General features: G+C 68.2%; 23 protein-coding genes and 1 tRNA gene. 12 read left to right on the top strand and 12 right to left on the bottom strand.

All coding sequences use genetic code 11. The features are described from left to right. Window positions 1-149: 149 nt before the first annotated feature. Window positions 150-1,367 (bottom strand): MFS transporter, encoded by a 1,218-nt coding sequence (locus HWX55_RS32660; protein ID WP_175978713.1) that lies wholly within the window; start codon window positions 1,365-1,367, stop codon window positions 150-152. Window positions 1,368-1,607: 240 nt separating this feature from the next. Between HWX55_RS32660 and HWX55_RS32655 the strand changes: the two genes are divergently transcribed. The 3 genes from HWX55_RS32655 to HWX55_RS32645 all read left to right on the top strand — a co-directional run bounded on the left by HWX55_RS32655 (window position 1,608) and on the right by HWX55_RS32645 (window position 4,320). Then, window positions 1,608-2,267 carry a pyridoxamine 5'-phosphate oxidase family protein gene (locus HWX55_RS32655; RefSeq protein WP_175978712.1) on the top strand — a complete coding sequence of 220 codons (660 nt, stop codon included), beginning with the start codon at window positions 1,608-1,610 and terminating at the stop codon, window positions 2,265-2,267. A gap of 359 nt (window positions 2,268-2,626) precedes the next feature. Next, window positions 2,627-2,920 (top strand): H-NS histone family protein, encoded by a 294-nt coding sequence (locus HWX55_RS32650; RefSeq protein ID WP_006491875.1) that lies wholly within the window; start codon window positions 2,627-2,629, stop codon window positions 2,918-2,920. Window positions 2,921-3,162: 242 nt separating this feature from the next. Further along, a complete protein-coding gene (locus HWX55_RS32645; protein ID WP_050011832.1) occupies window positions 3,163-4,320 on the top strand; it encodes a cation diffusion facilitator family transporter in 1,158 nt (385 codons plus the stop codon). A gap of 63 nt (window positions 4,321-4,383) precedes the next feature. Here the strand turns inward: HWX55_RS32645 and HWX55_RS32640 are convergent, their stop codons facing one another. The 4 genes from HWX55_RS32640 to HWX55_RS32625 form a co-directional block, all read right to left on the bottom strand. Further along, window positions 4,384-4,854 (bottom strand): Lrp/AsnC family transcriptional regulator, encoded by a 471-nt coding sequence (locus tag HWX55_RS32640; protein ID WP_006477376.1) that lies wholly within the window; start codon window positions 4,852-4,854, stop codon window positions 4,384-4,386. 79 nt (window positions 4,855-4,933) lie between these two features. Then, window positions 4,934-5,593 (bottom strand): exonuclease, encoded by a 660-nt coding sequence (locus tag HWX55_RS32635; RefSeq protein WP_050011833.1) that lies wholly within the window; start codon window positions 5,591-5,593, stop codon window positions 4,934-4,936. Beyond that, window positions 5,590-6,234 carry an MBL fold metallo-hydrolase gene (locus HWX55_RS32630; protein WP_050011834.1) on the bottom strand — a complete coding sequence of 215 codons (645 nt, stop codon included), beginning with the start codon at window positions 6,232-6,234 and terminating at the stop codon, window positions 5,590-5,592. The genes HWX55_RS32635 and HWX55_RS32630 overlap by 4 nt, the downstream gene beginning before the upstream one ends. 460 nt (window positions 6,235-6,694) lie before the next feature. Beyond that, window positions 6,695-7,009, bottom strand: coding sequence for a hypothetical protein (locus HWX55_RS32625; RefSeq protein ID WP_175978683.1), 315 nt, complete (start codon window positions 7,007-7,009; stop codon window positions 6,695-6,697). On the opposite strand from HWX55_RS32625, the gene HWX55_RS32620 reads away from it, so the two are divergent. After that, window positions 6,891-7,502 carry a septal ring lytic transglycosylase RlpA family protein gene (locus HWX55_RS32620; RefSeq protein ID WP_175978711.1) on the top strand — a complete coding sequence of 204 codons (612 nt, stop codon included), beginning with the start codon at window positions 6,891-6,893 and terminating at the stop codon, window positions 7,500-7,502. The two genes, HWX55_RS32625 and HWX55_RS32620, sit on opposite strands and share 119 nt — an antisense overlap. Before the next feature lie 122 nt (window positions 7,503-7,624). On the opposite strand, the gene rsmI is transcribed toward HWX55_RS32620, so the two are convergent. After that, window positions 7,625-8,512, bottom strand: a complete 888-nt coding sequence (gene rsmI / locus HWX55_RS32615) for a 16S rRNA (cytidine(1402)-2'-O)-methyltransferase (RefSeq protein ID WP_175978710.1) — start codon at window positions 8,510-8,512, stop codon at window positions 7,625-7,627. A 46-nt stretch (window positions 8,513-8,558) separates the two neighbouring features. Here rsmI and HWX55_RS32610 point away from each other — a divergent pair, with 46 nt between their 5' ends. The 5 genes from HWX55_RS32610 (at window position 8,559) to HWX55_RS32590 (ending at window position 11,017) form a co-directional block, all read left to right on the top strand. Further along, a complete protein-coding gene (locus HWX55_RS32610) occupies window positions 8,559-8,987 on the top strand; it encodes a YraN family protein (protein WP_175978714.1) in 429 nt (142 codons plus the stop codon). Between the two features lie 126 nt (window positions 8,988-9,113). After that, the gene (locus HWX55_RS32605) at window positions 9,114-9,698 is read left to right on the top strand and encodes an SIS domain-containing protein (protein ID WP_089466408.1); all 585 of its coding nucleotides are present in this window, start codon (window positions 9,114-9,116) and stop codon (window positions 9,696-9,698) included. Between the two features lie 17 nt (window positions 9,699-9,715). Continuing rightward, the gene (locus HWX55_RS32600; protein WP_175978709.1) at window positions 9,716-10,516 is read left to right on the top strand and encodes a BON domain-containing protein; all 801 of its coding nucleotides are present in this window, start codon (window positions 9,716-9,718) and stop codon (window positions 10,514-10,516) included. Then, a complete protein-coding gene (locus HWX55_RS32595) occupies window positions 10,513-10,875 on the top strand; it encodes a c-type cytochrome (RefSeq protein ID WP_050011840.1) in 363 nt (120 codons plus the stop codon). Before HWX55_RS32600 ends, HWX55_RS32595 begins: the two co-directional genes overlap by 4 nt. A gap of 66 nt (window positions 10,876-10,941) precedes the next feature. Next, window positions 10,942-11,017 (top strand) — tRNA-Ala (locus tag HWX55_RS32590). 68 nt (window positions 11,018-11,085) lie between these two features. Here the strand turns inward: HWX55_RS32590 and HWX55_RS32585 are convergent. From HWX55_RS32585 to HWX55_RS32570, 4 genes are all read right to left on the bottom strand, one after another. After that, entirely contained in the window at window positions 11,086-11,397 is a 312-nt protein-coding gene (locus HWX55_RS32585; protein ID WP_175978708.1) for a hypothetical protein, read from the bottom strand. Between the two features lie 141 nt (window positions 11,398-11,538). Continuing rightward, entirely contained in the window at window positions 11,539-12,930 is a 1,392-nt protein-coding gene (locus HWX55_RS32580) for an enolase C-terminal domain-like protein (protein WP_175978707.1), read from the bottom strand. 62 nt (window positions 12,931-12,992) lie between these two features. Next, window positions 12,993-14,333, bottom strand: coding sequence for an MFS transporter (locus tag HWX55_RS32575; protein ID WP_175978706.1), 1,341 nt, complete (start codon window positions 14,331-14,333; stop codon window positions 12,993-12,995). A 133-nt stretch (window positions 14,334-14,466) separates the two neighbouring features. Further along, entirely contained in the window at window positions 14,467-15,516 is a 1,050-nt protein-coding gene (locus HWX55_RS32570) for a LysR family transcriptional regulator (protein ID WP_244140689.1), read from the bottom strand. Window positions 15,517-15,556: 40 nt separating this feature from the next. On the opposite strand from HWX55_RS32570, the gene HWX55_RS32565 reads away from it, so the two are divergent. The 3 genes from HWX55_RS32565 to HWX55_RS32555 all read left to right on the top strand — a co-directional run bounded on the left by HWX55_RS32565 (window position 15,557) and on the right by HWX55_RS32555 (window position 18,400). Continuing rightward, entirely contained in the window at window positions 15,557-16,288 is a 732-nt protein-coding gene (locus HWX55_RS32565) for a glutathione S-transferase (RefSeq protein ID WP_175978705.1), read from the top strand. A gap of 132 nt (window positions 16,289-16,420) precedes the next feature. Further along, window positions 16,421-17,053 carry a DUF2239 family protein gene (locus tag HWX55_RS32560; RefSeq protein ID WP_175978704.1) on the top strand — a complete coding sequence of 211 codons (633 nt, stop codon included), beginning with the start codon at window positions 16,421-16,423 and terminating at the stop codon, window positions 17,051-17,053. A gap of 15 nt (window positions 17,054-17,068) precedes the next feature. Beyond that, window positions 17,069-18,400: a carotenoid oxygenase family protein gene (locus HWX55_RS32555; protein ID WP_175978703.1), complete on the top strand. Its 1,332-nt coding sequence runs from the start codon at window positions 17,069-17,071 to the stop codon at window positions 18,398-18,400. Window positions 18,401-18,422: 22 nt separating this feature from the next. Here HWX55_RS32555 and HWX55_RS32550 read toward each other — a convergent pair whose 3' ends face one another. Both HWX55_RS32550 and HWX55_RS32545 read right to left on the bottom strand, forming a co-directional pair. Further along, the gene (locus HWX55_RS32550) at window positions 18,423-19,589 is read right to left on the bottom strand and encodes an ABC transporter permease (protein WP_175978702.1); all 1,167 of its coding nucleotides are present in this window, start codon (window positions 19,587-19,589) and stop codon (window positions 18,423-18,425) included. Between the two features lie 8 nt (window positions 19,590-19,597). Continuing rightward, window positions 19,598-20,752 (bottom strand): ABC transporter permease, encoded by a 1,155-nt coding sequence (locus tag HWX55_RS32545; RefSeq protein WP_175978701.1) that lies wholly within the window; start codon window positions 20,750-20,752, stop codon window positions 19,598-19,600. Window positions 20,753-20,759 lie beyond the last annotated feature (7 nt).

The following is a 20,759-nucleotide window of genomic DNA, read 5'->3' as shown; positions in this document are numbered from 1 at the left end:
CACGGGGACTGATCTCGATCCGCCGCACGGTGGATCGCCTCCAGAGCATTAACTGAACCGCCGTATGCGGACCCGCACGTACGGTGGTGTGAGAGGGCCGAGGGGGTAACCCCTCACCCTACTCGATGCCGGCTTACGCCGCCGCGCCGTCAGATCTTCAGGTGCGCGAGCACCCTGGGTGCGACGAGCGCGACGAGCGCCGCGCACAGTGCGACGACCGACAGGCCGATCGTCAGGTTCGCGGCCTGCGCGACCGCGCCGATCACGACCGGACCGAACAGCAGTCCGAAATACGCGAGCCCGGCCACGTGCGCGAGCCCTTCGGCCGCGTGGATGCCCTTCACGCGCGCGGCGGCCGCGAACAGCACCGGCATCATGTTGGCCAGCCCGAGGCCCATCAGCGTGAAACCGGTCAGCACCGCGACCGGATTCGGCAGCAGCAGCGCGCCGATCATCCCCGCACAGGCGAGCGACGCGCTCGCGAACACGAGCTGCGGCGCGCCGAAGCGGGCGCGCACCGCGTCGCCCGCGAAGCGCGCGACGGCCATCCCGCCGGAGAACGCCGCGTACGCGGCGCTCGCGAGCGCGGGGCTCGCCGCGACGACGTCGCGCATGTAGACGGTCGCCCAGTCGTACATCGCGCCTTCGGCGATCAGCGCAACCAGCGCGATGCCGCCGAGCATCCACAACGCGGGCGAGCGCCAGCGGTTGCCGCCGCCGTGCGCCTGTTCGTGGTGCGGTACGTGCGGCAGCACGGCCGGGCTCGCGGCCACGAGCACCGCGGCGCTCGCCGCCGCCGCGAGCGCGAGATGCGCGACCGGCGCCATGCCGGCCGACAGCAGCGCGCCGCCGGCCGCCGCGCCGGCCATCCCGCCGATGCTGAACATCCCGTGCAGCGACGACATGATCGGCTTGCCGAGCGCGATCTCGACCGCGCTGGCCTCGGCGTTCATCGCGACGTCGAGCGTCGCCATCGAGAAGCCGAACAGCGCGAGCACCACGAGCAGCATCCAGTAGTCGGGCACGACGAGGATCAGCGCCGCGCACGCGGACATCACGAGCCCGCCGGCGAGGCACGCGGTGCGCGATCCGACGCGCGCGATCCAGCGCGCGATGGTCAGCATCGCGGCGATCGACCCGCCGGCGACCGCGAACAGCGCGATCGACAGCAGCCCGGGGCTCAGCGCGAACTTGTCGCGCACGGTCGGCACGTGCACGCCCCACGACGCGTACATCATGCCGGCGACGAAGAACAGCGCCATCGACGCCGTGCGCGCGCGCTGGCGGGCCGGCAGCGGCAGCACGCGATGCGCGTCGGGCGGCGCGGCGAACGGGGACGGCGATTCGGAGGAAGGGGATTCGGACACGGGAAGGCTCGTCAGGAAAATGCGCGGGCGCACGCGGCGCCGATCGGATTTGTCCGATTCTATCGAACCGCTTACGATCCTGCCGGGCGCTGGCCGTTCGGCCGATGCGCGGGCGCTCGGGCCGTCCCGCGGCAGTGGCCTCGTGGCGCATTGGCCGTTTGGCCGATGCGCGGCGTGCGGCGCCCGCGGGTAACATCGAAACCCTGGCCGACGCGCCGCCTTTCGACCGCAGGAGTCACCTTGAACATCGATCCCACCTTCGCGCTGCATCTGCTGCACCGCTGCACGTTCGGCACGCTCGCCACCCATGCGCGCGAACCGGAGGGCTTCCCGTATCCGACGGTCGTGCCGTTTGCACCCGATGCAAGCCATCGGCCGGTGATCCTGGTGAGCGGCCTGGCCGAGCACACGCGCAATCTCGCCGCCGATCCGCGCGCCGGTTTCCTCGTCGTCGACGCCAGCGCCGGCGATGTGTTGAGTGCCGAGCGTGCGACGCTGCTGGGCCGGTTCGTGCCGCTCGGCGACGATCCGCACGTCGCCGCGCGTTACCTGCGCTACGAACCGAGCGCCGCGCGCTATCTCGCGCTCGGCGATTTCGGGTTCTGGGCGCTCGAGATCGAGCGGTTGCGCCATATCGTCGGGTTCGGGCGGATGGGCTGGATCGACGGCGCGCAGCTCGATGCGCTGCCGCCGCTCGCGTTCGACGACGAACGGGCGCTGTGGGCGGCATACGACGCGAGCGACGCCCGCCGCGACGGGCTCGACCTGCTCGGCGTCGATCGCCATGGCGCGGACTGGCGATGCGACGGCCGCCGCGTGCGCACGCCGTTCGACGCACCGTCGGCCGACATCGGTGCGCTGCGCGAACAGCTGATCGCCCGCGCAAAGGATGTGACGTGACGTCACGGGTCAGTGATTTGTTCGTTTAGCAAACCGCGTCATCTGGTTTTCGCGAAACTCTCGTCCGATGAAAGCTTTGATTTTCTTCAATGCAGGGTAATTGCGTATGTTGAAAGACCTAATAGCCAATCGCTAATGTCCTAATCTCTATGGAGGAGCGTAAAAATTTGAGAAAAGGCCGCGGCCGGTCAAAATGACATGTGCGAATTTCAATTGATCTCGGGATTTTCATGAATCTCGCTTCTATCAAATCTTTTTTGTGCTAATCTCTGCCTTCAAAAATCCGAGGCACATATATTTCATGAATGGTGAGCTGGCTCAGACCGGCGCCATTGGTCAGATAGATAGAAAGGGAAACTATGTCTTCTTACAAGGACCTGCTGGCCCAGCGGGAGAAGCTGGAGAAGCAAATCGAAGAAGCGAAGTCGCGTGAATACGCTGAAGTGCTGAATGACGTGAAGCAGAAAATTGCCGACTACGGCTTTTCGCTCGCCGAACTCGGCCTCAGCCGCGCGAAGGCCGGCAAGGTCGGTCGTCCGCGCGCAGGCGTGGCGGCCAAGTATCGCGATCCGGAAACGGGCGCGACGTGGTCGGGTCGTGGCAAGCCGCCGCGCTGGATCGCCGGCAAGAACCGCGAACAGTTTGCGATTTAAACGTTCGTTTAGGTTGCCCGCTCTTCGAAAGAGCCGCGTGTCCGTCGAGGAGCGCGGCTTTTTTGTTTTCCGGACACCGGTGGCCCAGCCGGGTCGTCATGAAACTGTAAGCATGTCCGGTGAATGAAAATGCGACACGTTCGCATAAGCGATTGATTTAAATGAGAAATTTGTGGATATTGGCCGGGCTTGCGGGGCGCCTTTGATAGAATTGCGTACCGCACACCGATATCTCATATTTCATGTCCACGTTTTCCGGCGACGCGCAGAGCGCAGATAAGCACGCCGTTGCGCGCAAGAGCACGCTCGTCAGTATTGTCCTCAATGTCGTACTTGCGACATTTCAGATCGCGGTCGGCGTGATTGCGCATTCGCAAGCATTGATTGCGGACGGTGTGCATTCGATTTCCGATTTGATCTCGGATTTTGTCGTGCTGGTTGCGAATCGGCATAGCGGCGCATCGCCGGATGCCGACCACAATTACGGCCATAGCCGCTACGAGACGGTCGCGTCGCTGTTTCTCGGCGCGATCCTGATCGCGGTCGGTATCGGCATGCTCTGGCGCGCCGGCGACCGCCTCGTTAATCTCGAAAACATTCCGGCCGTGCATTTTTCCGCGCTGATCGTGGCGCTGACGGTACTCGTGTCGAAGGAAGCGCTGTTTCGCTACATGCTGCGCGAAGCGCGGCGCGTGCGCTCGGCGATGCTCGTCGCCAACGCATGGCATGCGCGTTCGGATGCGGCGTCGTCGCTCGTCGTCGCGATCGGCATCGTCGGCAGCCTGGCCGGGGTGCGGCTGCTCGATCCGATCGCGGCGGCGATCGTCGGCTTCATGGTCGCGCGCATGGGCTGGACGTTCGGCTATGACGCGTTGCAGGACCTCTCCGACCGCGCGCTCGATACGGCCGACACGGCCGAGATCCGCGCGCTGCTCGTCGCGACGCCCGGCGTGCGCGACGTGCACGACCTGCGCACGCGCAAGATGGGCGATGCCGCGCTCGTGGACGCGCACATCCTCGTCGATCCGAAGATCTCCGTCTCGGAAGGGCATTACATCGCCGAGACCGCGCGGGCGCGCGTGCTGTCCGACCCGCGCGTGCTCGATGCGCTGATCCATGTCGACCCGGAGAACGATGCGGCGCGCCGTCCGGCGCTCGCGCTGCCGCCGCGCGGCGAACTGGCGGCGCGGCTCGAGGCCGCGCTCGCGCAGCGCGGGCTGCATGCGGCGGCGATCAACCTGCATTACCTGAGTACGGGGCTCGAGGTCGACGTGACGCTCGACGGCGATCCGCGCGACACCGATGCGGCGCTGGCCGCCCGGCTCGACATCGACACGCTGAAGCGCGAGTTCGGCGCACGCCGGATCGGCTTCACGCGCACGTTGACCGGGCAGACGTGACTGGCAACCGGCGGCCGGCACCGGCAACGGCGAACGCGGCCCGCCGCAGGGCAGGCCCGCGCGTTACAGCGGCAGTTGCGTGTCGAACTTGATTTCGCGCAGCACGACGCTCGTGCGCACCTGCGACACGGCCGGGATCTTGAAGATGCGTTCGTGCAGGAACACGTCGTAGGCCTTGATGTCCGGCGCGACGATCTTGAGGATGTAATCGGCTTCGCCGGTCGTGCTGTAGCACTCGGTGACTTCCGGGCAGGTCGCGATCTCGCGCTCGAACTGCTCGACGCCGCCTTCGTTGTGGCGCGTCAGGTGCACGTGCGCGAGCGCGCAGACGTGCAGGCCGAGCTTCTCGCGATCGAGCAGCGCCGTGTAGCGCTGGATCACGCCCGACTGTTCCATGTCCTTGATGCGGCGCCAGCACGGCGTGCTCGACAGCCCGACCTGGTCGGAGATTTCCTGAACGGAACGGCGCGCGTCGAGCTGCAACAGGCGAAGGATTTTTTGCGAAAAGGAATCGAGCGTCACCTGCGCCTCCATGCGGCAGCTACAACACGCTGAATGTTAGAGCGCCGGGGAACGAAAGGCAATCTGGCGACGCGCCGTTGAGCGAGATTCGCTAATTTGCTCGCGGATCCGTGGGATTTTGTCCCGCCCCCGCGCTTTCCGACCGATCGGTATCCGACACGGCCAGGCCCGCGAGCGCGGCCTGCTGCCGGCGCAGGTCGGCGAGCATGTTGCAGAACAGCGCGCCTTGCTCGATCGCGTCGTCGAGCGCGACGTGCGTGTGCGGATGGTCGTCGAACCAGTGCTTCGGAAAGCGCGGCTTGATCGCCTTGCGGTACGGCAGGCCCGTCATCGCGAACGCGAGCGTCTTGATGTCGAGCGCCGACCACGAGAACGGGCAGCGCCCCGCGAACCGCATCATGTACCAGAACATGAACGTGAAATCGAAGCCGGCCGGCATCGCGACGAACACCGGCTTGCCGGGCAGCGCCTCGACCCATTCGACGTACGCGACCAGCGCCGCGTCGGGCGTCTGCAGATCGCGCCGGCACGCGGCCCAGGCTTCGGGCTCGGTCTTCCACCACGCTTCCTGCACCGGGTGAGCGCTGGCGCCGGGCAGCGTCTCGAGGTTCGCCGAGAACGTCGCGATCAGCTGCTTGTCCTCGGTATAGGCGGCCGACGCGAAGCTCAGCATCGAATGCGGGCCGGGAATCGGGCCGTCGGCTTCGACGTCGGTGCTGACGTAAATTTCCGGGATGGCGGTCTGGTTCATCCGAATACCTTGTCGGATACGAACGGGTTCGTGCGGCGCTCGTCGCCGAACGTCGACACCGGGCCGTGACCGGGCACGAACGTGACGTCGTCGCCGAGCGGCCACAGCTTTTCCTTGATCGAACGCACGAGATCCTCGTGATTGCCGCGCGGGAAATCGGTGCGGCCGATCGAGCCCGCGAACAGCACGTCGCCGACGATCGCGACGCGATGCGCGCGGCTGAAGAACACGACGTGGCCGGGCGTGTGGCCCGGGCAGTGATAGACCTCGAGCGTCTCGTCGCCGAACCGCACGGTGTCGCCGTCGTTCAGCCAGTGGTCGGGCTCGAACACGTCGGCGGCCGGAAAGCCGAAGCGCTCGCTCTGCGTCGGCAGCTTCTCGATCCAGAAGCGTTCTTCTTCCTGCGGCCCCTCGATCGGCACGCCGTAGCGCGTCGCGAGCGTCTTCGCGCCCGCGCAGTGATCGATGTGCCCGTGCGTGAGCAGCACCTTCTCGACCTGCACGTTCTGCCGCGCGACTTCCTGTTCGATCCGGTCGAGATCGCCGCCCGGATCGACGACGGCGGCGCGGCCCGTCTTCTCGCAGACGAGCAGCGAGCAGTTCTGCTGGAACGGCGTGACCGGAATGAGCGTGACTTTCATGAGGGCACCGGCGGCTAAAAGGAGCGATTGTACCGGTCGCGCGCGTGGCCTGCCGTGCGTGCGATGCATGCCGCGGCACGCGGATCAGGGCATTCCCGGAGCATGCCGATTGTTACAGCCATAGCGAGAATCAATGGTCCGCCGGGGGCCCTTTTCAAGACAAGGTTTTGATTTATGTATAATGCCCCCATTGCGCGTGAATTTCACGCCATTCGCTGGTGTATCGGCCCCGTTAAACGAGGCGTCCGATTCACCGTCAAGCATCAGCCGCCGGGGAGTCCGGCGGTGTATCCAGCACCGAGCAGTCGGTGCTCACGTCTTGTCCGGCCGGGTGCTGCGCGCCCGCCTGCGGCCCTGCTGCCGCGCCGCCGGATGAGGCCTGTGCCGCCGTTCCTGTGCGTTGGTCGTAACGACGCGCGCGAACGTGGAGCCATGTTCGATGGCGGCATGTGGGGTCTGGTCAGGCTGTTGGGGACAGGTTGCGCCAGACGTGAAAGCTAATCAGGACGGTTGCGGCCAGGACGAACGCCGCGCCCATGCTAGCCGCCTGCTCGCATTCGAGCGGGGCGTGCACGCATTTGCCGTCCGGGCCGCATATGTCTGCGTTGTGAAGCAGCGTTGTATCGATGCGGCCCGAACCACAAGGCGACACGTCGATGAATTTACGTTTTCCGAGCCGATTCGGAACCATTGCATTGTTTTTTGCGCTGACGGGCTGTGCGGTGCCATCCAGCCAGACCACCGGCAGCGTGAGCCAGAAGAAGGCGGTCGACAAGACCGCCGCCGCCGCGAAGGCGGACGACGACAAGCAGCCGCTCAATTTCGATTCCGCGCTGGCATCGATGCCGGCTGCCGACAGCAAGGACGCGAAGCAGTCGTCGCTGGCGGACGCCGAGCCGATCGACGGCAAGGATGTGTCCGATTTCCGCCAGAGCGGCCGCGCATCGTGGTACGGGCGGGATTTCCACGGCCGCCGCACCGCGAACGGCGAACGCTTCAACATGAACGCGTTCACCGCCGCGCACCGCACGCTGCCGCTGTCGTCGTACATCAAGGTGACGAACGCATCGACCGGCAAGTGGGTCGTCGTGAAGGTCAACGATCGCGGGCCGTTCAAGCGCGGCCGCGTGCTCGACCTGTCGTATGCGGCGGCCAAGGTGATCGGCCTCGTGCACGCCGGCACGGGCCGCGTGAAGATCGAAGGGCTGTCGCCGCAGGAAGCGCGCGATGCACGCAACGAAATGTTCGCATCGATCTCGGCGAAGTAACGCGGCGCAACAACCCGACGCAATAACACAACGCAACAACCCGGCGGATCGTCCGCTCATGCGCAAAGGGCTGCCTTCCGGCAGCCCTTTGTCATTTCCGCGCGGCGGCGTCGCGTCGCGCGTTAGCCTTCGTTGCCTTCCTTCAGCACGAGCGCACGCGCATACAGCGTGTTGCGCGATGCGCCCGTCAGCGCGGCCGCGAGCTTGGCCGCGCTCTTCACCGGCACCTCTTCCAGCAGCAGCCTGAGCAGCGCGTCGTGCGCGGTGTCGCCGGCTTCGCCGCTTGCCGCTGGCGCGCCTTCGACGACCAGCACGAACTCGCCGCGCTGCCGGTTCGCATCGCCGGCGAGCCAGCTCTGTCCTTCGGCCAGGGTGCCCTGAAACAGTTGCTCGTGTAGCTTGGTGAGCTCGCGCGCGATCAGCAGCCGGCGCGCGGGGCCGAACGCGTCGGCGAGCGCGTCGACGGTTTCGGCGATCCGGTGCGGCGCTTCGTAGAACACCAGCGCGTACGGGTGCGACGCCAGCGCCTGCAGCGCGGTCGCGCGCTGTTTCGCCTTCGGCGGCAGGAAGCCCGCGAACGTGAACGCGCCGGCCCAGTCGCCGGCCACGCTCAGCGCGGTCACGGCCGCGCTTGGGCCCGGCAGCGGAATCACCGGGAAGCCGGCCGCGCGCACGGCGTCGACGAGCCGCGCGCCGGGGTCCGAGATGCCCGGCGTGCCGGCGTCCGACACGTAGGCCACGCGTTCGCCGCCACGCAGCAGTTCGATCACGCGCTGCGCGGCTTCGCGTTCGTTGTGCTCGTGCACGGCGACGAGCGGTTTCGAGATTCCGTAGCGGGCGAGCAGCTGGCCCGTGTTGCGGGTGTCTTCGGCCGCGATGCGGTCGACGAGGCCGAGCACGTGCAGCGCGCGCAGCGTGATGTCGGCCGTATTGCCGATCGGCGTGGCGACCACGTAGAGCGCGGCGTCCGGGTAGTGCTGCGTATGCGCGAGTTCGAGGAGGGCAGTCATGGCAGGCAATGCACGCAATCGCGGCACGAGCGGAACAAGGACGGCATTGTGCCACGCGGCGCCGGCGCGGCCGGAGCGCGCCAGCGATCGGCCGCGTTCGGGCGACAACTTTTCCGGCGCGGCGCGATCCAAACCGGTCGGCGCGGCGTTCGAGCAGCGCGCGCGGCAGTTTCTCGAGCGTCGTGGCCTCGGGTTCGTCGCCGCGAACGTGACGATGCGCGGCGGCGAGCTCGATCTCGTGATGCGCGAGCCAGACGGCATGCTCGTATTCGTCGAAGTGCGCGCGCGGCGCAGCACCCGGCACGGCGGCGCGGCCGCGAGCGTCGGCTGGCGCAAGCGGCGGCGTCTGGTCGCGGCGGCGTTGCAGTTCTGGTCGCGGCACGGCGCCGGCGCCGCGTGCCGTTTCGACGTCGTCGCGTTCGAGGCCGGACGGCTTGCGTGGCTGCGCGACGCATTTCGTACCGACGATGCATAGCCGCGAGCTGTGACGAGATGTAAAGAGTTCTTGCCGGACCGCCGGAGAGGGCGCCGGAGTACGGTAAACTCGCCGCACCCACGATGTCGCGCGAGTTGTGCCGCGCGCCCAGTTCACCAGGAATCGATGTCAGTCGAACGTATTCAGCAACAATTCCGCGACAGCGCCGCGCTTCACGCCGAAGCGGCCGACGCGCTGTCGCTGCCGATCGCAGCCGCGGTCGATGCGATGTTCGCCGCACTGGCGAACGGCAACAAGATCGTCGCGTGCGGTGACGGCCCGTCGGCCGCCGCCGCGCAGTACCTCGCCGCGTCGCTCGTCGGCGGTTTCGAGCGCGAGCGTCCGGGCCTGCCCGCGATCGCGCTGGCCACCGACGCATCGCAGGCCGGCCTCGCGGGCGCGGCGGCGGCCGAGCAGTTGTTCGCGCAGCAGGTGCGCGTGCTGGGCCAGACGGGCGACATCCTGCTGGTGCTCGACGCGGGCGGCGCTTCGCCGCGCGTGCTCGCGGCGATCGACGAGGCGCACGAGCGCGAGATGACCGTCGTCGCGTTGACGGGCGGCAACGACCACACGGTCGCGGCCGCGCTGTCCGATACCGATATTCCGATCAGCGTGCCCGCCGTTCGCGCGGCGCGCATCCACGAAGTCCATCTGCTGACCATCCACTGCCTGTGCGACGGCATCGACGCGATGCTGCTGGGTGAGGATTGAACGAAGGAGAGCCGTCGATGAATCAAAGCCGCGTCAAACAGACGCTCGTCAGAACCACGCTGCTCGCCGCGCTGACGGCGGGCCTCGCCGTGTCGCTGCAGGGTTGTGTGCTCGGGGTCGTGGGCGCAGCGGCCGGCGGCGGCGCGCTGATCGCGACCGATCGCCGCACGCTCGGCGCGCAGACGGAGGATCGCGAGATCCAGGTCAAGTCGCTCACGCAGATCAACAACGGGCTGCCCGACCAGTCGCACGTGAACGTGACGGTGTTCAACCGTCGCGTGCTGCTGACGGGCGAAGTGCCGAACGATGCGTCGAAGCAGCGCGCCGAGGAAATCGTGCGCGGCATCAACAACGTGAACGGCATCGTCAACGAGCTGTCGGTCGGGCCGGCGTCGTCGCTGTCGTCGCGCGCGAACGACTCGTACCTCGAAGGGCGCGTGAAATCGGAGCTGATCGCGACGAAGGGCATCTCGGCGAACTACTACAAGGTCGTCAGCGAGCGCGGCAATCTTTATCTGATGGGGCTCGTCACGGTCGATGAAGGCAATCGCGGCGCGGAAGCCGCGAGCCAGGTGCCGGGCGTCGAGAAGGTCGTGAAGGTGTTCCAGTACGTGAAGCCGCAGGACGCGCAGGCGCTGCAGGACGCGTCGCCCGCGAGCGGCGCATCCGGCGCGCAGGCGGCTGCCGCCCCGGCGGACAGCGCGACGGTGGGCGCGGTGCCCGACGCGTCGGTGCAGTCCGCGCCGCTGCAGCCGCCCGCGCCGATCTCGAATTCGTCGAACGTGCATCCGGGCAATCCGAAGGCGAAGGCGCAATGACGGGCAGGCAGATGACGCAGATCAAACGATGGATGGTGCAGGGCGCCGCGGCCGCGGCGCTCGTGGCCGGCACGCTGGGCGCCGCGCACGCGGACGTCGGCGACGGCCTGAAGGTTGCGCGCAGCAACGCGTGCATGGGCTGCCACGCGGTCGACCGCAAGCTCGTCGGCCCGTCGTTCAAGGATATCGCCGCGCGCTACAAGTCCGATCCGCAGGCCGTCGCGAAGCTGTCGAAGAAGGTGAAGGACGGCGGTTCGGGCGTCTGGGGCGCGATTCCGATGCCCGCGCATCCGCGCATGAGCGACGCCGACGTCCGGTCGGTGGTCGAATGGGTGCTGGCCGGCGCGCCGTCAAAGTAACGCGTCGGGGGTGACGTAACCCCTATTGCCAAGCGCGGAAATGCGTGTGTATGATGATTGACTGTTGGGGCGGTAGCTCAGCTGGGAGAGCGTCGCGTTCGCAATGCGAAGGTCGGGAGTTCGATCCTCCTCCGCTCCACCAACGGAATTTGAAAAGCCCGATCGCGAGATCGGGCCTTTTTGTTTTTCCGCGGGGCCTTGGCCGACGCGCTAGGTCGCCAGCTCGTGGATCAACCTGAACGTCGGCACCGACAACACCGCGAACCCCACCGTAATGACCGCGAGCACCGCGGTCCTCTTCCGCAGCAGCACGCAGACCGCGATCGACAGCCCGCAGAACACGCAGGTCAGAATGATGATCCACCACAGCGCCGCATAGCCCGCCCCGCCTTCGAAGTTCGATACGTTCTGCGTGATCCGGGTCGCGGCATACCCGGCGACGGTCATGCTCGCGGGCAGGCACAGCAACGAATACAGCACGAAGACGATGATCTGTCGCGGTGTCGGATCGGATGACGTCATGAAAAGCGTTCTTGTGCGGACGGAAGAGGGCACCCGACCGTCCGCCGCGCGGGCCGATCAAGGCAGTCGGCAGAATGCGACCGTTTTCCACGTTTGGCAACCGTCCCCCGTCAGCCCACCCGCCATCCCGCCACCCGCGCGCTAAACCCGCCCCAAACTCGGCCGCTTCGGATTATACGTCCACCCCGGCACCAGATACCGCATCGCGACCGCATCGTCACGCGCCGTACCGCCCACCGCGTTGTACAACGCATGCGCGGCCTCGACCTGCACCATGTCCAGTTCGATCCCGAGCCCCGGACGTTCCGGCACGGCCACCTTGCCGCCGACGATCGCGAGCGGCTCGCGCGTGAGCCGCGCGTCGCCTTCCTGCCAGATCCAGTGCGTGTCGATCGCGGTGATCGTGCCGGGCGCGGCCGCTGCCGCATGCGTGAACATCGCGAGCGACACGTCGAAGTGGTTGTTCGAGTGCGAGCCCCACGTGAGCCCCCAGTCGCGGCACAGCTGCGCGAGCCGCACCGAGCCCTGCATCGTCCAGAAATGCGGATCGGCGAGCGGGATGTCGACCGCCTGCAGCCGCACCGCATGATCCATCTGCCGCCAGTCGGTCGCGATCATGTTGGTCGCCGTCGGGATTCCCGTCGCGCGGCGGAATTCGGCCATCACCTCGCGGCCCGAGTAGCCGCCTTCCGGCCCGCACGGATCTTCCGCATAGGCAAGCAGGTGGCCTTGCCCGCGGCACAGCGCGACGGCCTCGTCGAGCGACCACGCGCCGTTCGGGTCGAGCGTCGTGCGAGCGTCGGGAAAGCGCGCCCTGATTGCCGCGATCGCTTCCATCTCGTCGGCGCCGGCCATCACACCGCCCTTCAGCTTGAAATCGGCGAAACCGTAGCGCTCGACCGTGGCTTCGGCCTGCTGCGCGATCGCGGCCGGCGTGAGCGCCGCTTCGTTGCGCAACCGGAACCAGGCGTCCGAAGCGTGCGCCTCGTCGCGATACGGCAGATCGGTGCGGCGTCGGTCGCCGATGTAGAACAGGTACGCGAGCATCGGCACCGCATCGCGCTGCTGGCCTTCGCCGAGCAGCGCCGCGACCGGCACGTCGAGGTGTTGGCCGAGCAGGTCGAGCAGCGCGGCTTCGATCGCGGTGATCACGTTGTCGAGCCGCAGGTTGATCTCGTGCGGCTGGCGCAGCACCGCCGCCTCGCCGGCCGACGTCACTTCGTGGCGGATCGTGCGGCCGGCACCCGCGCCGGACAGCGCCGCGCGCACCGCATTGAGCGTCGCCTGGTAGCGTCCGATCGACTGGCCGACCACGCGATCCGTCATGCGCTCGAGCGCGTGGCGGATGCCTTCGCCGCCCGGTACTTCGCCGACGCCCGTGTGTCCGCTGCTGTCGTCGAGGATCACGAGGTTGCGCGTGAAGTACGGCGCGTGCGCGCCGCACAGGTTGAGCAGCATGCTGTCGCGGCCGGCGACGGGAATCACCTGCATGCGCGTGACGCGCGGGGTGCCGGCACGGCTGGGTTCGGACATCGGTTCGCTCCTGGTTCCGTTGGCGTGCGGGCCGCCGGACGCGCCGGCGCGGCCCGCGCCGTTCATTGAAGCTCGACGCGGCGAATCTCGCCGACGACGAACAGGTAGCAGATCACGGCGACGAGCGCATGCGCGACGACATAGACGAGCGCGCCGTTGAACGAGCCGCTGCGGTCGACGATATAGCCGATCGCGATCGGCGTCGTGATGCTGGAAAGGTTGCCGCACGTGTTGAGCAGCGCGCCGCTCAGGCCGGCGATCTGACGCGGCGCGGTGTCGGCGTTGACGGCCCAGCCGAGCGCGCCGAGCCCCTTGCCGAAGAACGACAGCGCCATGAACAGCACGACGATCACGTGCGAATCGGTGTAGTTGCAGACGATCATCGACATCGACAGCAGCATGCCGAACACGATCGGCACCTTGCGCGCGACCGACAGCGACCGGCCCTGCTTGAGCAGCGCATCGGACACGACGCCGCCGAGAATCCCGCCGAGGAACCCGCACACGGCCGGGATCGACGCGACGAGCCCCGCGTTGAGGATCGACATCCCGCGCGCCTGCACCAGATAGACGGGAAACCACGTGATGAAGAAGTAGGTGAGCGCGTTGATGCAGTACTGCGCGACGTACACGCCGACCAGCATCCGGTTTCTCAGCAGCGCCTTCACGTGACGCATCGACGGGCCGCCTTCGCGTGCGCCCGTCGCCTGGTCGATGTTGACGAGCGCGCCGCCTTCGGCGAGGTAGTCGAGTTCCGCGCGGTTGATGGTCGGGTGCGCCTTCGGGTCGTACATCGTGCGGTTCCACACCAGCACGAACGCGAAGCCGAGCACGCCCATCACCGCGAACACCGACTGCCAGCCGAACGCGTGCACGAGCCAGCCCATCAGCGGCGCGAACACGACGGTCGCCGCGTACTGCGCGGCGTTGAAGATCGCCGATGCGGTGCCGCGTTCGGCGGCCGGGAACCACGCGGACACGATCCGGCTGTTGGCCGGGAACGACGGCGCCTCGGCCGCGCCGACCAGGAAGCGCAGCCCGAACAGCAGCGCGAACGCGGCCGCGCCGCCGAAGAAGCCGATCCCGCCCTGCAGCAGCGTGAACAGCGACCAGAAGAAGATGCTGAATGCGTAGACGATGCGCGATCCGTAACGGTCGAGCAGCCAGCCGCCCGGCAATTGCGCGATCACGTACGACCAGCCGAACGCCGAGAAGATAAAGCCCATCTGCACGTGGCTCAGGTGCAGCGCGCGGGCGAGGCTGGGGCCGGCGATCGCGATCGCCGCGCGATCCGCGTAGTTGATCGTCGTGACCGCGAACAGCACGGCCAGCACCAGCCAGCGCACGCGGGTGCGCCGGGCCGTTGCCGACGCGGACGCCGGCAATGCGTGAAGCGGATTCATGACTTGTCTCCTCCGAAGGGCGGAAGGCGCCGTCGAGCGGCAGGCGCGTCGGGTGCGCGCGTAATGTATTGATGCCGCCGGCGGAGGCCGGGCACCGGACGCCGAGGGCAGGCAGGGCGCCCGGGCCATTCTGTCATGTCGATATTTGCGCTTTCATGCCAATTGCTGACTTGATCGATTCAGCATTTGAATCGATCGAACGAGGGGGGCACGCGCGCGCGTCGTCCGCGCCGCTGCCGTGATGGCGCGCCACATGCTGCGCGAGAAACTCGACGGCCGCGCGTACGCCGGGCAGCTGGCCGCGCCGGTGCGGCATCAGCAGCGTCGTCGTGACGGTGCCGGCGCACCAGCCGGGCAGCACGCGCACGAGCGTACCGGACGCGAGCGCGGCGCCGGCGATCCAGTCGGGCAGGCACGCGAGGCCGAGGCCGGCCGTCGCCGCCTGCAACAGCAGCGTCGATTCGTCGGCCTGCAGCCGCAGGCGCGGCGTCACGTCGACGGCATCGTCGCCGCGCTGCAGCCGCCATGGCTGCGGGCCCGGGTGAAGCCCGTCGTGCTGCGCGAGGTCGGCCGGCGTGTCGGGCGTGCCGGCCCGCGCGAGATAGGCTGGCGCCGCGACGACGACGATCGGCGACGCCGCGAGCGGCCGTTGCACGAGCGCGGAATCGGGCAGCGGCGCGAAATGGCTGCGCACCGCGATGTCGAAGCCTTCCTGCGCGATGTCGACGAGGCGGTCGCTCGCATGAATCTGCAGCAGCAGCTTCGGATGCGCGATCGCCAGCGCCGGCAGGCACGGCGCGAGGATGTGCTGCGCGACCGGCACCGAGCTCGTGATCCGCACGACGCCGGCCGGCTCGGCGGCCTGCCGCAGCACCGCGTCGCGCGCGCTGTCGGCCTCGATCACGGCGGCGCGCGCATGCTCGAAGAATTCGGCGCCGACCGGCGTGAGCCGGAAGCTGCGCGACGTGCGATGCACGAGCCGCGCGCCGAGCGTGCGCTCGAGTTCGGCCACGCGCTTGCTGACCGTCGATTTCGGCAGGTCGAGCCGGCGCGCGGCCGCCGACATGCTGCCGGCATCGACGGCCTGCACGAACAGGTAGAGATCGTTCAGGTTCACTTCCAGCGTCCATATGGAGAAACGACGGGTTTCGATTTTAGCGGCTACTGCGCCATCGTTCGCCATGGGAGCATGACGGCTCGTTCAACTTCCGCGGAATTCTTCGATGTCTCCGATCCTTCTCTACGGTATTCCCGCCGGCTGCTCGTTCGGCTCGATCGTCGCGCTCGAATGGACCGGCCGCCCGTACCGGCTTTCGCGCATCACGATGCCGGGCACTGTGACGAGCGACGCGTTCGTCGCGCTGAACCCCGTCGCCGAGACGCCGGCGTTCGTCACCGCGAACGGCGACGTGCTGACCGAAAGCATCGCGATCCTCGGCCATATCGGCGCGCAGGCGCTCGACAGCGGCCTCGCGTTTCGCCAGGGCAGCGCGGATTTCGACCGGCTGAACCGGATGCTGGCATGGCTGAACACGACGTTCTTCAGTGCATTCGGCGCGCTCTGGTACGTGTACGAACACGACACCGAAGGCGCGGAGAAGGCGGCGCTGCAGGCGTACGGCCGCGGCAAGGTGCTGAAGGCGCACCGGCAGCTCGAAGCGCTGCTCGAACGCGGCGAAGGCCCGTGGCTGCTGGGCGCGCGGCGCACGCTGGCCGACGCGTACTTCACGGGAATCGCGCGCTGGGCCGACTATCACGGCGTGTTCGAGCGCGATGCGTTCCCGCGCGTCGCCGCGCTGCGCGCGCGGCTTGCCGACGATGCCGGCGTGCAGTTCGCGCACGCGATCGAGGAGAACCTGCCGCCGTCGGCGTCGTCGGCGTTCGAAGGGCATGTGTCGCTCGACGACGCGCTGGCCAGCGCGCGCGGCATCGTGGCGCGGGCAAGGGCGACCTGATCGGCCACCGGGGTCGCCCCCGCAGGATGGAATTCGACAGTGACGATATTTTTTTACCCGGATAATATTGACATTCAATTAATACCCGGATAAAAATAGCGCCATTCCGATTCCAGCCCGCGGGCGACCACAATGACTTCTTCTACGCTCCTTCCTTCGTACACCGCCTTCGACGGCCATCGGCGGCTCGCATCGGGCCCGCTTGCGACGGTCGCGCTCGCGGTCCGGCAGGCGGCCGGCGACGCGGCGCCCGGCACGATCCTGATCTTCGACGACGCGACCGGTCGCTCGATCGACCTCGACCTGCGCGGCACGGCGGACGATATCCGCGCGCGCTATGCGGCGCTGTCGGGCGACGCAGCGGCCAGCGCCGGCGAGCCGGGCGGCGCGGTCGCAGGCGAACAGCGCGGCCGCGGCCGCCCGAAGCTCGGCGTGGTGTCGCGCGAGGTCACGCTGCTGCCGCGCCACTGGGAATGGCTCGGCGCGCAGCCGGGCGGTGCGTCGGTCGCGCTGCGCAAGCTCGTCGAGGACGCGCGGCGCACGCATGCGGCGGCCGACCGGCAGCGCGACGCGCAGGCGCGCGCATACCACTTCATGTCGGCGATGGCGGGCGACCTGCCCGGTTTCGAGGAAGCCGCGCGGGCGCTGTATGCGAACGATCCGGCGCGGCTGGCCGAACTGATCGCCGGCTGGCCCGACGACGTGCGCGACCATGCGCTCGCGCTGGCGCGCGGCGATCTGCCGCCGGCCGCCGACGACTGCTGACGGAGCGCCGACGCGATGACCGTATTCGACCTGAACCGCGGCGCGATCGCGCCGGTCGCCGACGAAGTCGACGTCGTCGACCTGCGTGTGACGGGCGCCATTCCGCGCGAACTCGACGGCACGTTGCTGCGCAACGGCCCGAACCCGCCGGGCGGCCGCTTCGAAGGCAACGACGTGCTGTCGTGGTGGCCGGAGGCCGCGATGCTGCATGCGATCGCGTTCGGCGACGGCCGCGCGGCCGGCTACCGGAACCGCTGGGCGCGCACGCGGCGCTGGGCCGCCGTCCATGCACCGGGGCAGGCGCCGCATCTGCCCGACACCAATCCGAACGTGAGCGTGCTGCAGCATGCGGGCGAATTGCTCGCGCTGGCCGAGGGCGGCGCGCCGCTCGCGATCACCGCCTCGCTCGATTCGTTCGGCGTGCCGGCGCGGCACGCGGGCTTCGACGGCGGGATGACCGCGCATCCGAAGGTCGATCCGGTAACCGGCGAGCTGATCCTGTTCCGCGCGGACTGGCGCGCCCCGTGGCTGCGCTACGGCGTGATCGACGCGATGGGCGTGAAGCGTGTCGACGTCGAGATCGAGCTGGGCGCGCCGTCGATGATGCACGACCTCGCGATCACCGAAACCCGCAGCCTGCTGCTCGACCTGAACGTCGGCTACGACTTCTCGCTGCTGAAGCACGGCCACCGGATGCCGTTGCGCTGGCACGACGACCGGCCCGCACGCATCGGCGTGCTGCCGCGCCACGGCGGCGACGTGCGCTGGTTCGGCGTCGAGCCGTGCTTCATCCAGCACGTCGTGAACGCGTACGACTGCGACGCGTCGTGCATCGTGCTCGACGCGGTGCGCTATCCGTCGTTCCTGCGGCTCGACGCGCGCACGGGCCGCTTCGCCGACAACCCGGTCGGCGAGCTGTGGCGCTACGTGATCGATACGGCGAACGGGCTGATCGACGAAGGGCCGCTCGCCGACGGCGGCATCGAGCTGCCGCGCATCAACGAAAGCCGGACCGGGCGCGGCTACCGCTATCTGTATGCGGTCGAGCAGCCGAACAACGCGGAAATGCGCGGCGTGATGCGCTTCGACCACGTGCGCGGCACGACCACGCACTACGCGGTGCCGGCCGGCGACCAGAACGGCGAGCCGGTGTTCGTGCCGCGCCCGGGCGGCGCGGACGAGGACGATGGCTGGCTGCTGGTGATGGTCTACCGCGCGGCGACGGATACGAGCGACGTCGTGATCCTCGATGCGCGCGCGATCGACGCGGGGCCGGTCGCGACCGTGCATCTGCCGCGCCGCGTGCCGGCCGGGTTCCACGGCGCGTGGGTGCCGCGCGAACGTTGAACGTGCGCGTCGGCGGCGCGCGTCACTGCGCGCGCAGCGCGTCGACGATCTTCAGCCGCGCGGCGCGCATCGCCGGCAGGAACCCGCCGACGAGCCCCATCACGAGCGAGAACACGAGCGTTTTCACGACGATCGCGGGTGTCAGCACGAAGCGGAACGACAGGTCCGAGAAGGTCTGGAAGTTGGTCGTCGAGAACGACGCGAACTGCATCAGCGACGCGCACGCGAGCCCCGCGACGCCGCCGACGAAGCCGAGCAGCAGCGCCTCCAGCAGGAACGCGGCGAGCACGTTGGTGCGCTTGAAGCCGAGCGCGCGCAGCGTGCCGATCTCGGCCACGCGGTTCGCGACCGACGCATACATCGTGATCATCGCGCCGATCATCGCGGCGATCGAGAAGATCGTCGACAGCGTGATGCCGAGGATGTTGATGAACGTCGACAGCGCCTTCGACTGGTCGCCGTAGAAGGTCTGCTCGCGCTTCGCCTCGTCGGTCAGGCGCGGATCGACGTCGATGTCGGCCTTGAAGCGCGCGAAGCCGTCGGCGCTCGGGATGCGCAGCACCATCGACGAATAGCTGGTGCGGCGGAACGACTGCATCAGCTGGTCGACGTCGCCCCAGATCTCCGAATCGAAGCCGCTGCCGCCCGCGTCGAAGATGCCGACGATGGTCCAGTCGCGCTGCGCGAAGTGCAGGCGATCGCCGAGCTGCGTGCCGCTGAAGCCTTTCGCGATCGCGCTGCCGACGACGATCTCCGACGAGCCCGGCGCGAACGGGCGGCCGGCCACGAGCGTCACGTGCGGCCGCAGCGCGAGGCCCGCCGGCGACACGCCGCGGATCACGACGTTCGACGGCTTGCCGGTCGACGTCTTCACGAGCGAGATCAGCACCACGGCCTCCTTCGACACGAGCGGCCGGCCGTCGGGGCCGAGCGCGACGGCCGGATGCATCTCGAGCGCATTGGCCTGCTGATGGTCGATCGAACTCTGGATCTCGGTCTCGGCACCCTTGCGGATCACCACCGCGTTGTCGGGTTCGCCGGTCGATACGAGCGTTTTCGTCAGGCCGGCATCGAGCATCTGCACCGTCGCGAACACGAAGATCACGAGCGCCATGCCACCGGCGGTCAACGCGGTGGTGAGCCGCCGGGTCCACAGGTTGCGTGCGATGTAGGTGAGCGGGATCGCCATGCGCGTCTCTATCCGATCGCCCGCAGGCCTTCGACCACGCGCACGCGCGCCGCCTGCCACGCCGGCACGATTGCCGCAGCGAAGCCGACCGCGACCGAGCACGCGGCCTGCAGCACGACCGTCTCGGTCGACACCTTGAATACCGGGAAAATGCCGCCCGCCGCCTGCTTGAACAGGCTCGCGACGGGCGGCGTCGCGAGCATCCCGAGCCCGCCGCCGGCCACCGCGATCACGACCGATTCACCGAACACGATCAGCGCGAGGAACCCGGGGCCGAAGCCGAGCGCCTTCAGCGTCGCGTATTCGGCCGTGCGCTCGCGCGCGCTCATCGCCATCGCGTTGGCCATCACGGCCATGATGATCAGGATCACCACGTACGACACGAGGCGGATCGCCGCGATGATCTGGTTCGACATCGCGACGAAGCCGAGCTGGAACGCCTGCTCGGTCTCGGTCAGCGTTTCGGCGAGCGAGTTCTTGAACACCGCGTCGACGTTGCGCGCGATCGACGCGCCGTCGTCGGGGTTCGCGACGCCGAGCACGAACACGCCGACCTGGTCGGCCTGCTTCGGCGTGCGCTTGCGCACCGTCTCGTTCAGGTAATCCCAGTGGAACACCAGTTGACGCGTGATCGTCGAGTCGTCGCGGCCGTCGAGAATCCCGCGCACGACGAAGTCCCACGTGCCGGGGTAGATCGTGCCCTTCAGCGGAATCACGTCGCCGACCTTGAAGCCGAACTGCGTCGCGAGCTGGCGGCCGACGAGGCAGCCGCGGCGGTCGCGATCGTAGTCGGCGCGCTGCTGCGCCGGCAGGATGAATTCCGGATACAGGTCGAGATAGTTCTCCGACACCGCGAAGCTCGCGAAGAAGTTCTTCGGGTCGCGGTAGATGCCGCCGAACCAGTTCGAGCGGACCACGGCCGTCACGCCGTCGACGCCGCGGATCCGGTTCTCGTAGCTCACCGGCAGCGGAAACACCAGCGAGATCGCGTTGCGCGTGACGAGCCGTCCGCTGGACGCGGCCGCCGCGCCCGCGTACCACGCATCGACGACGGTGTGCAGCAGCCCGAACGCGAGCACGGCGATCGTGAGCCCGAGCACGGTCAGCAGCGTGCGCAGCCGGTGCCGCAGCGCGTTGCGCGCGATCAGCTTCAGCACGTACATCGCGCGC

The sequence above is a fragment of the Burkholderia sp. BCC1047 genome (assembly GCF_902833155.1).
Classification (GTDB): Bacteria; Pseudomonadota; Gammaproteobacteria; order Burkholderiales; family Burkholderiaceae; genus Burkholderia; species Burkholderia sola.
Note: the sequence above shows the minus strand (reverse complement) of the source record. Positions and strands in the feature narration are given on the sequence as shown.

What these genes read in the sequence shown, in the direction of transcription:
- HWX55_RS32650 (WP_006491875.1), top strand. Translation starts at nt 2,627, where the DNA reads ATGTCTTCTTACAAGGACCTGCTGGCCCAGCGGGAGAAGCTGGAGAAG.
- HWX55_RS32645 (WP_050011832.1), top strand. Translation starts at nt 3,163, where the DNA reads ATGTCCACGTTTTCCGGCGACGCGCAGAGCGCAGATAAGCACGCCGTT.
- HWX55_RS32640 (WP_006477376.1), bottom strand. Translation starts at nt 4,854, where the DNA reads ATGGAGGCGCAGGTGACGCTCGATTCCTTTTCGCAAAAAATCCTTCGC.
- HWX55_RS32635 (WP_050011833.1), bottom strand. Translation starts at nt 5,593, where the DNA reads ATGAACCAGACCGCCATCCCGGAAATTTACGTCAGCACCGACGTCGAA.
- HWX55_RS32630 (WP_050011834.1), bottom strand. Translation starts at nt 6,234, where the DNA reads ATGAAAGTCACGCTCATTCCGGTCACGCCGTTCCAGCAGAACTGCTCG.
- HWX55_RS32620 (WP_175978711.1), top strand. Translation starts at nt 6,891, where the DNA reads ATGAATTTACGTTTTCCGAGCCGATTCGGAACCATTGCATTGTTTTTT.
- rsmI (WP_175978710.1), bottom strand. Translation starts at nt 8,512, where the DNA reads ATGACTGCCCTCCTCGAACTCGCGCATACGCAGCACTACCCGGACGCC.
- HWX55_RS32605 (WP_089466408.1), top strand. Translation starts at nt 9,114, where the DNA reads ATGTCAGTCGAACGTATTCAGCAACAATTCCGCGACAGCGCCGCGCTT.
- HWX55_RS32600 (WP_175978709.1), top strand. Translation starts at nt 9,716, where the DNA reads ATGAATCAAAGCCGCGTCAAACAGACGCTCGTCAGAACCACGCTGCTC.
- HWX55_RS32595 (WP_050011840.1), top strand. Translation starts at nt 10,513, where the DNA reads ATGACGGGCAGGCAGATGACGCAGATCAAACGATGGATGGTGCAGGGC.
- HWX55_RS32585 (WP_175978708.1), bottom strand. Translation starts at nt 11,397, where the DNA reads ATGACGTCATCCGATCCGACACCGCGACAGATCATCGTCTTCGTGCTG.
- HWX55_RS32580 (WP_175978707.1), bottom strand. Translation starts at nt 12,930, where the DNA reads ATGTCCGAACCCAGCCGTGCCGGCACCCCGCGCGTCACGCGCATGCAG.
- HWX55_RS32575 (WP_175978706.1), bottom strand. Translation starts at nt 14,333, where the DNA reads ATGAATCCGCTTCACGCATTGCCGGCGTCCGCGTCGGCAACGGCCCGG.
- HWX55_RS32570 (WP_244140689.1), bottom strand. Translation starts at nt 15,516, where the DNA reads ATGGCGAACGATGGCGCAGTAGCCGCTAAAATCGAAACCCGTCGTTTC.
- HWX55_RS32565 (WP_175978705.1), top strand. Translation starts at nt 15,557, where the DNA reads ATGTCTCCGATCCTTCTCTACGGTATTCCCGCCGGCTGCTCGTTCGGC.
- HWX55_RS32560 (WP_175978704.1), top strand. Translation starts at nt 16,421, where the DNA reads ATGACTTCTTCTACGCTCCTTCCTTCGTACACCGCCTTCGACGGCCAT.
- HWX55_RS32555 (WP_175978703.1), top strand. Translation starts at nt 17,069, where the DNA reads ATGACCGTATTCGACCTGAACCGCGGCGCGATCGCGCCGGTCGCCGAC.
- HWX55_RS32550 (WP_175978702.1), bottom strand. Translation starts at nt 19,589, where the DNA reads ATGGCGATCCCGCTCACCTACATCGCACGCAACCTGTGGACCCGGCGG.
- HWX55_RS32545 (WP_175978701.1), bottom strand. Translation starts at nt 20,752, where the DNA reads ATGTACGTGCTGAAGCTGATCGCGCGCAACGCGCTGCGGCACCGGCTG.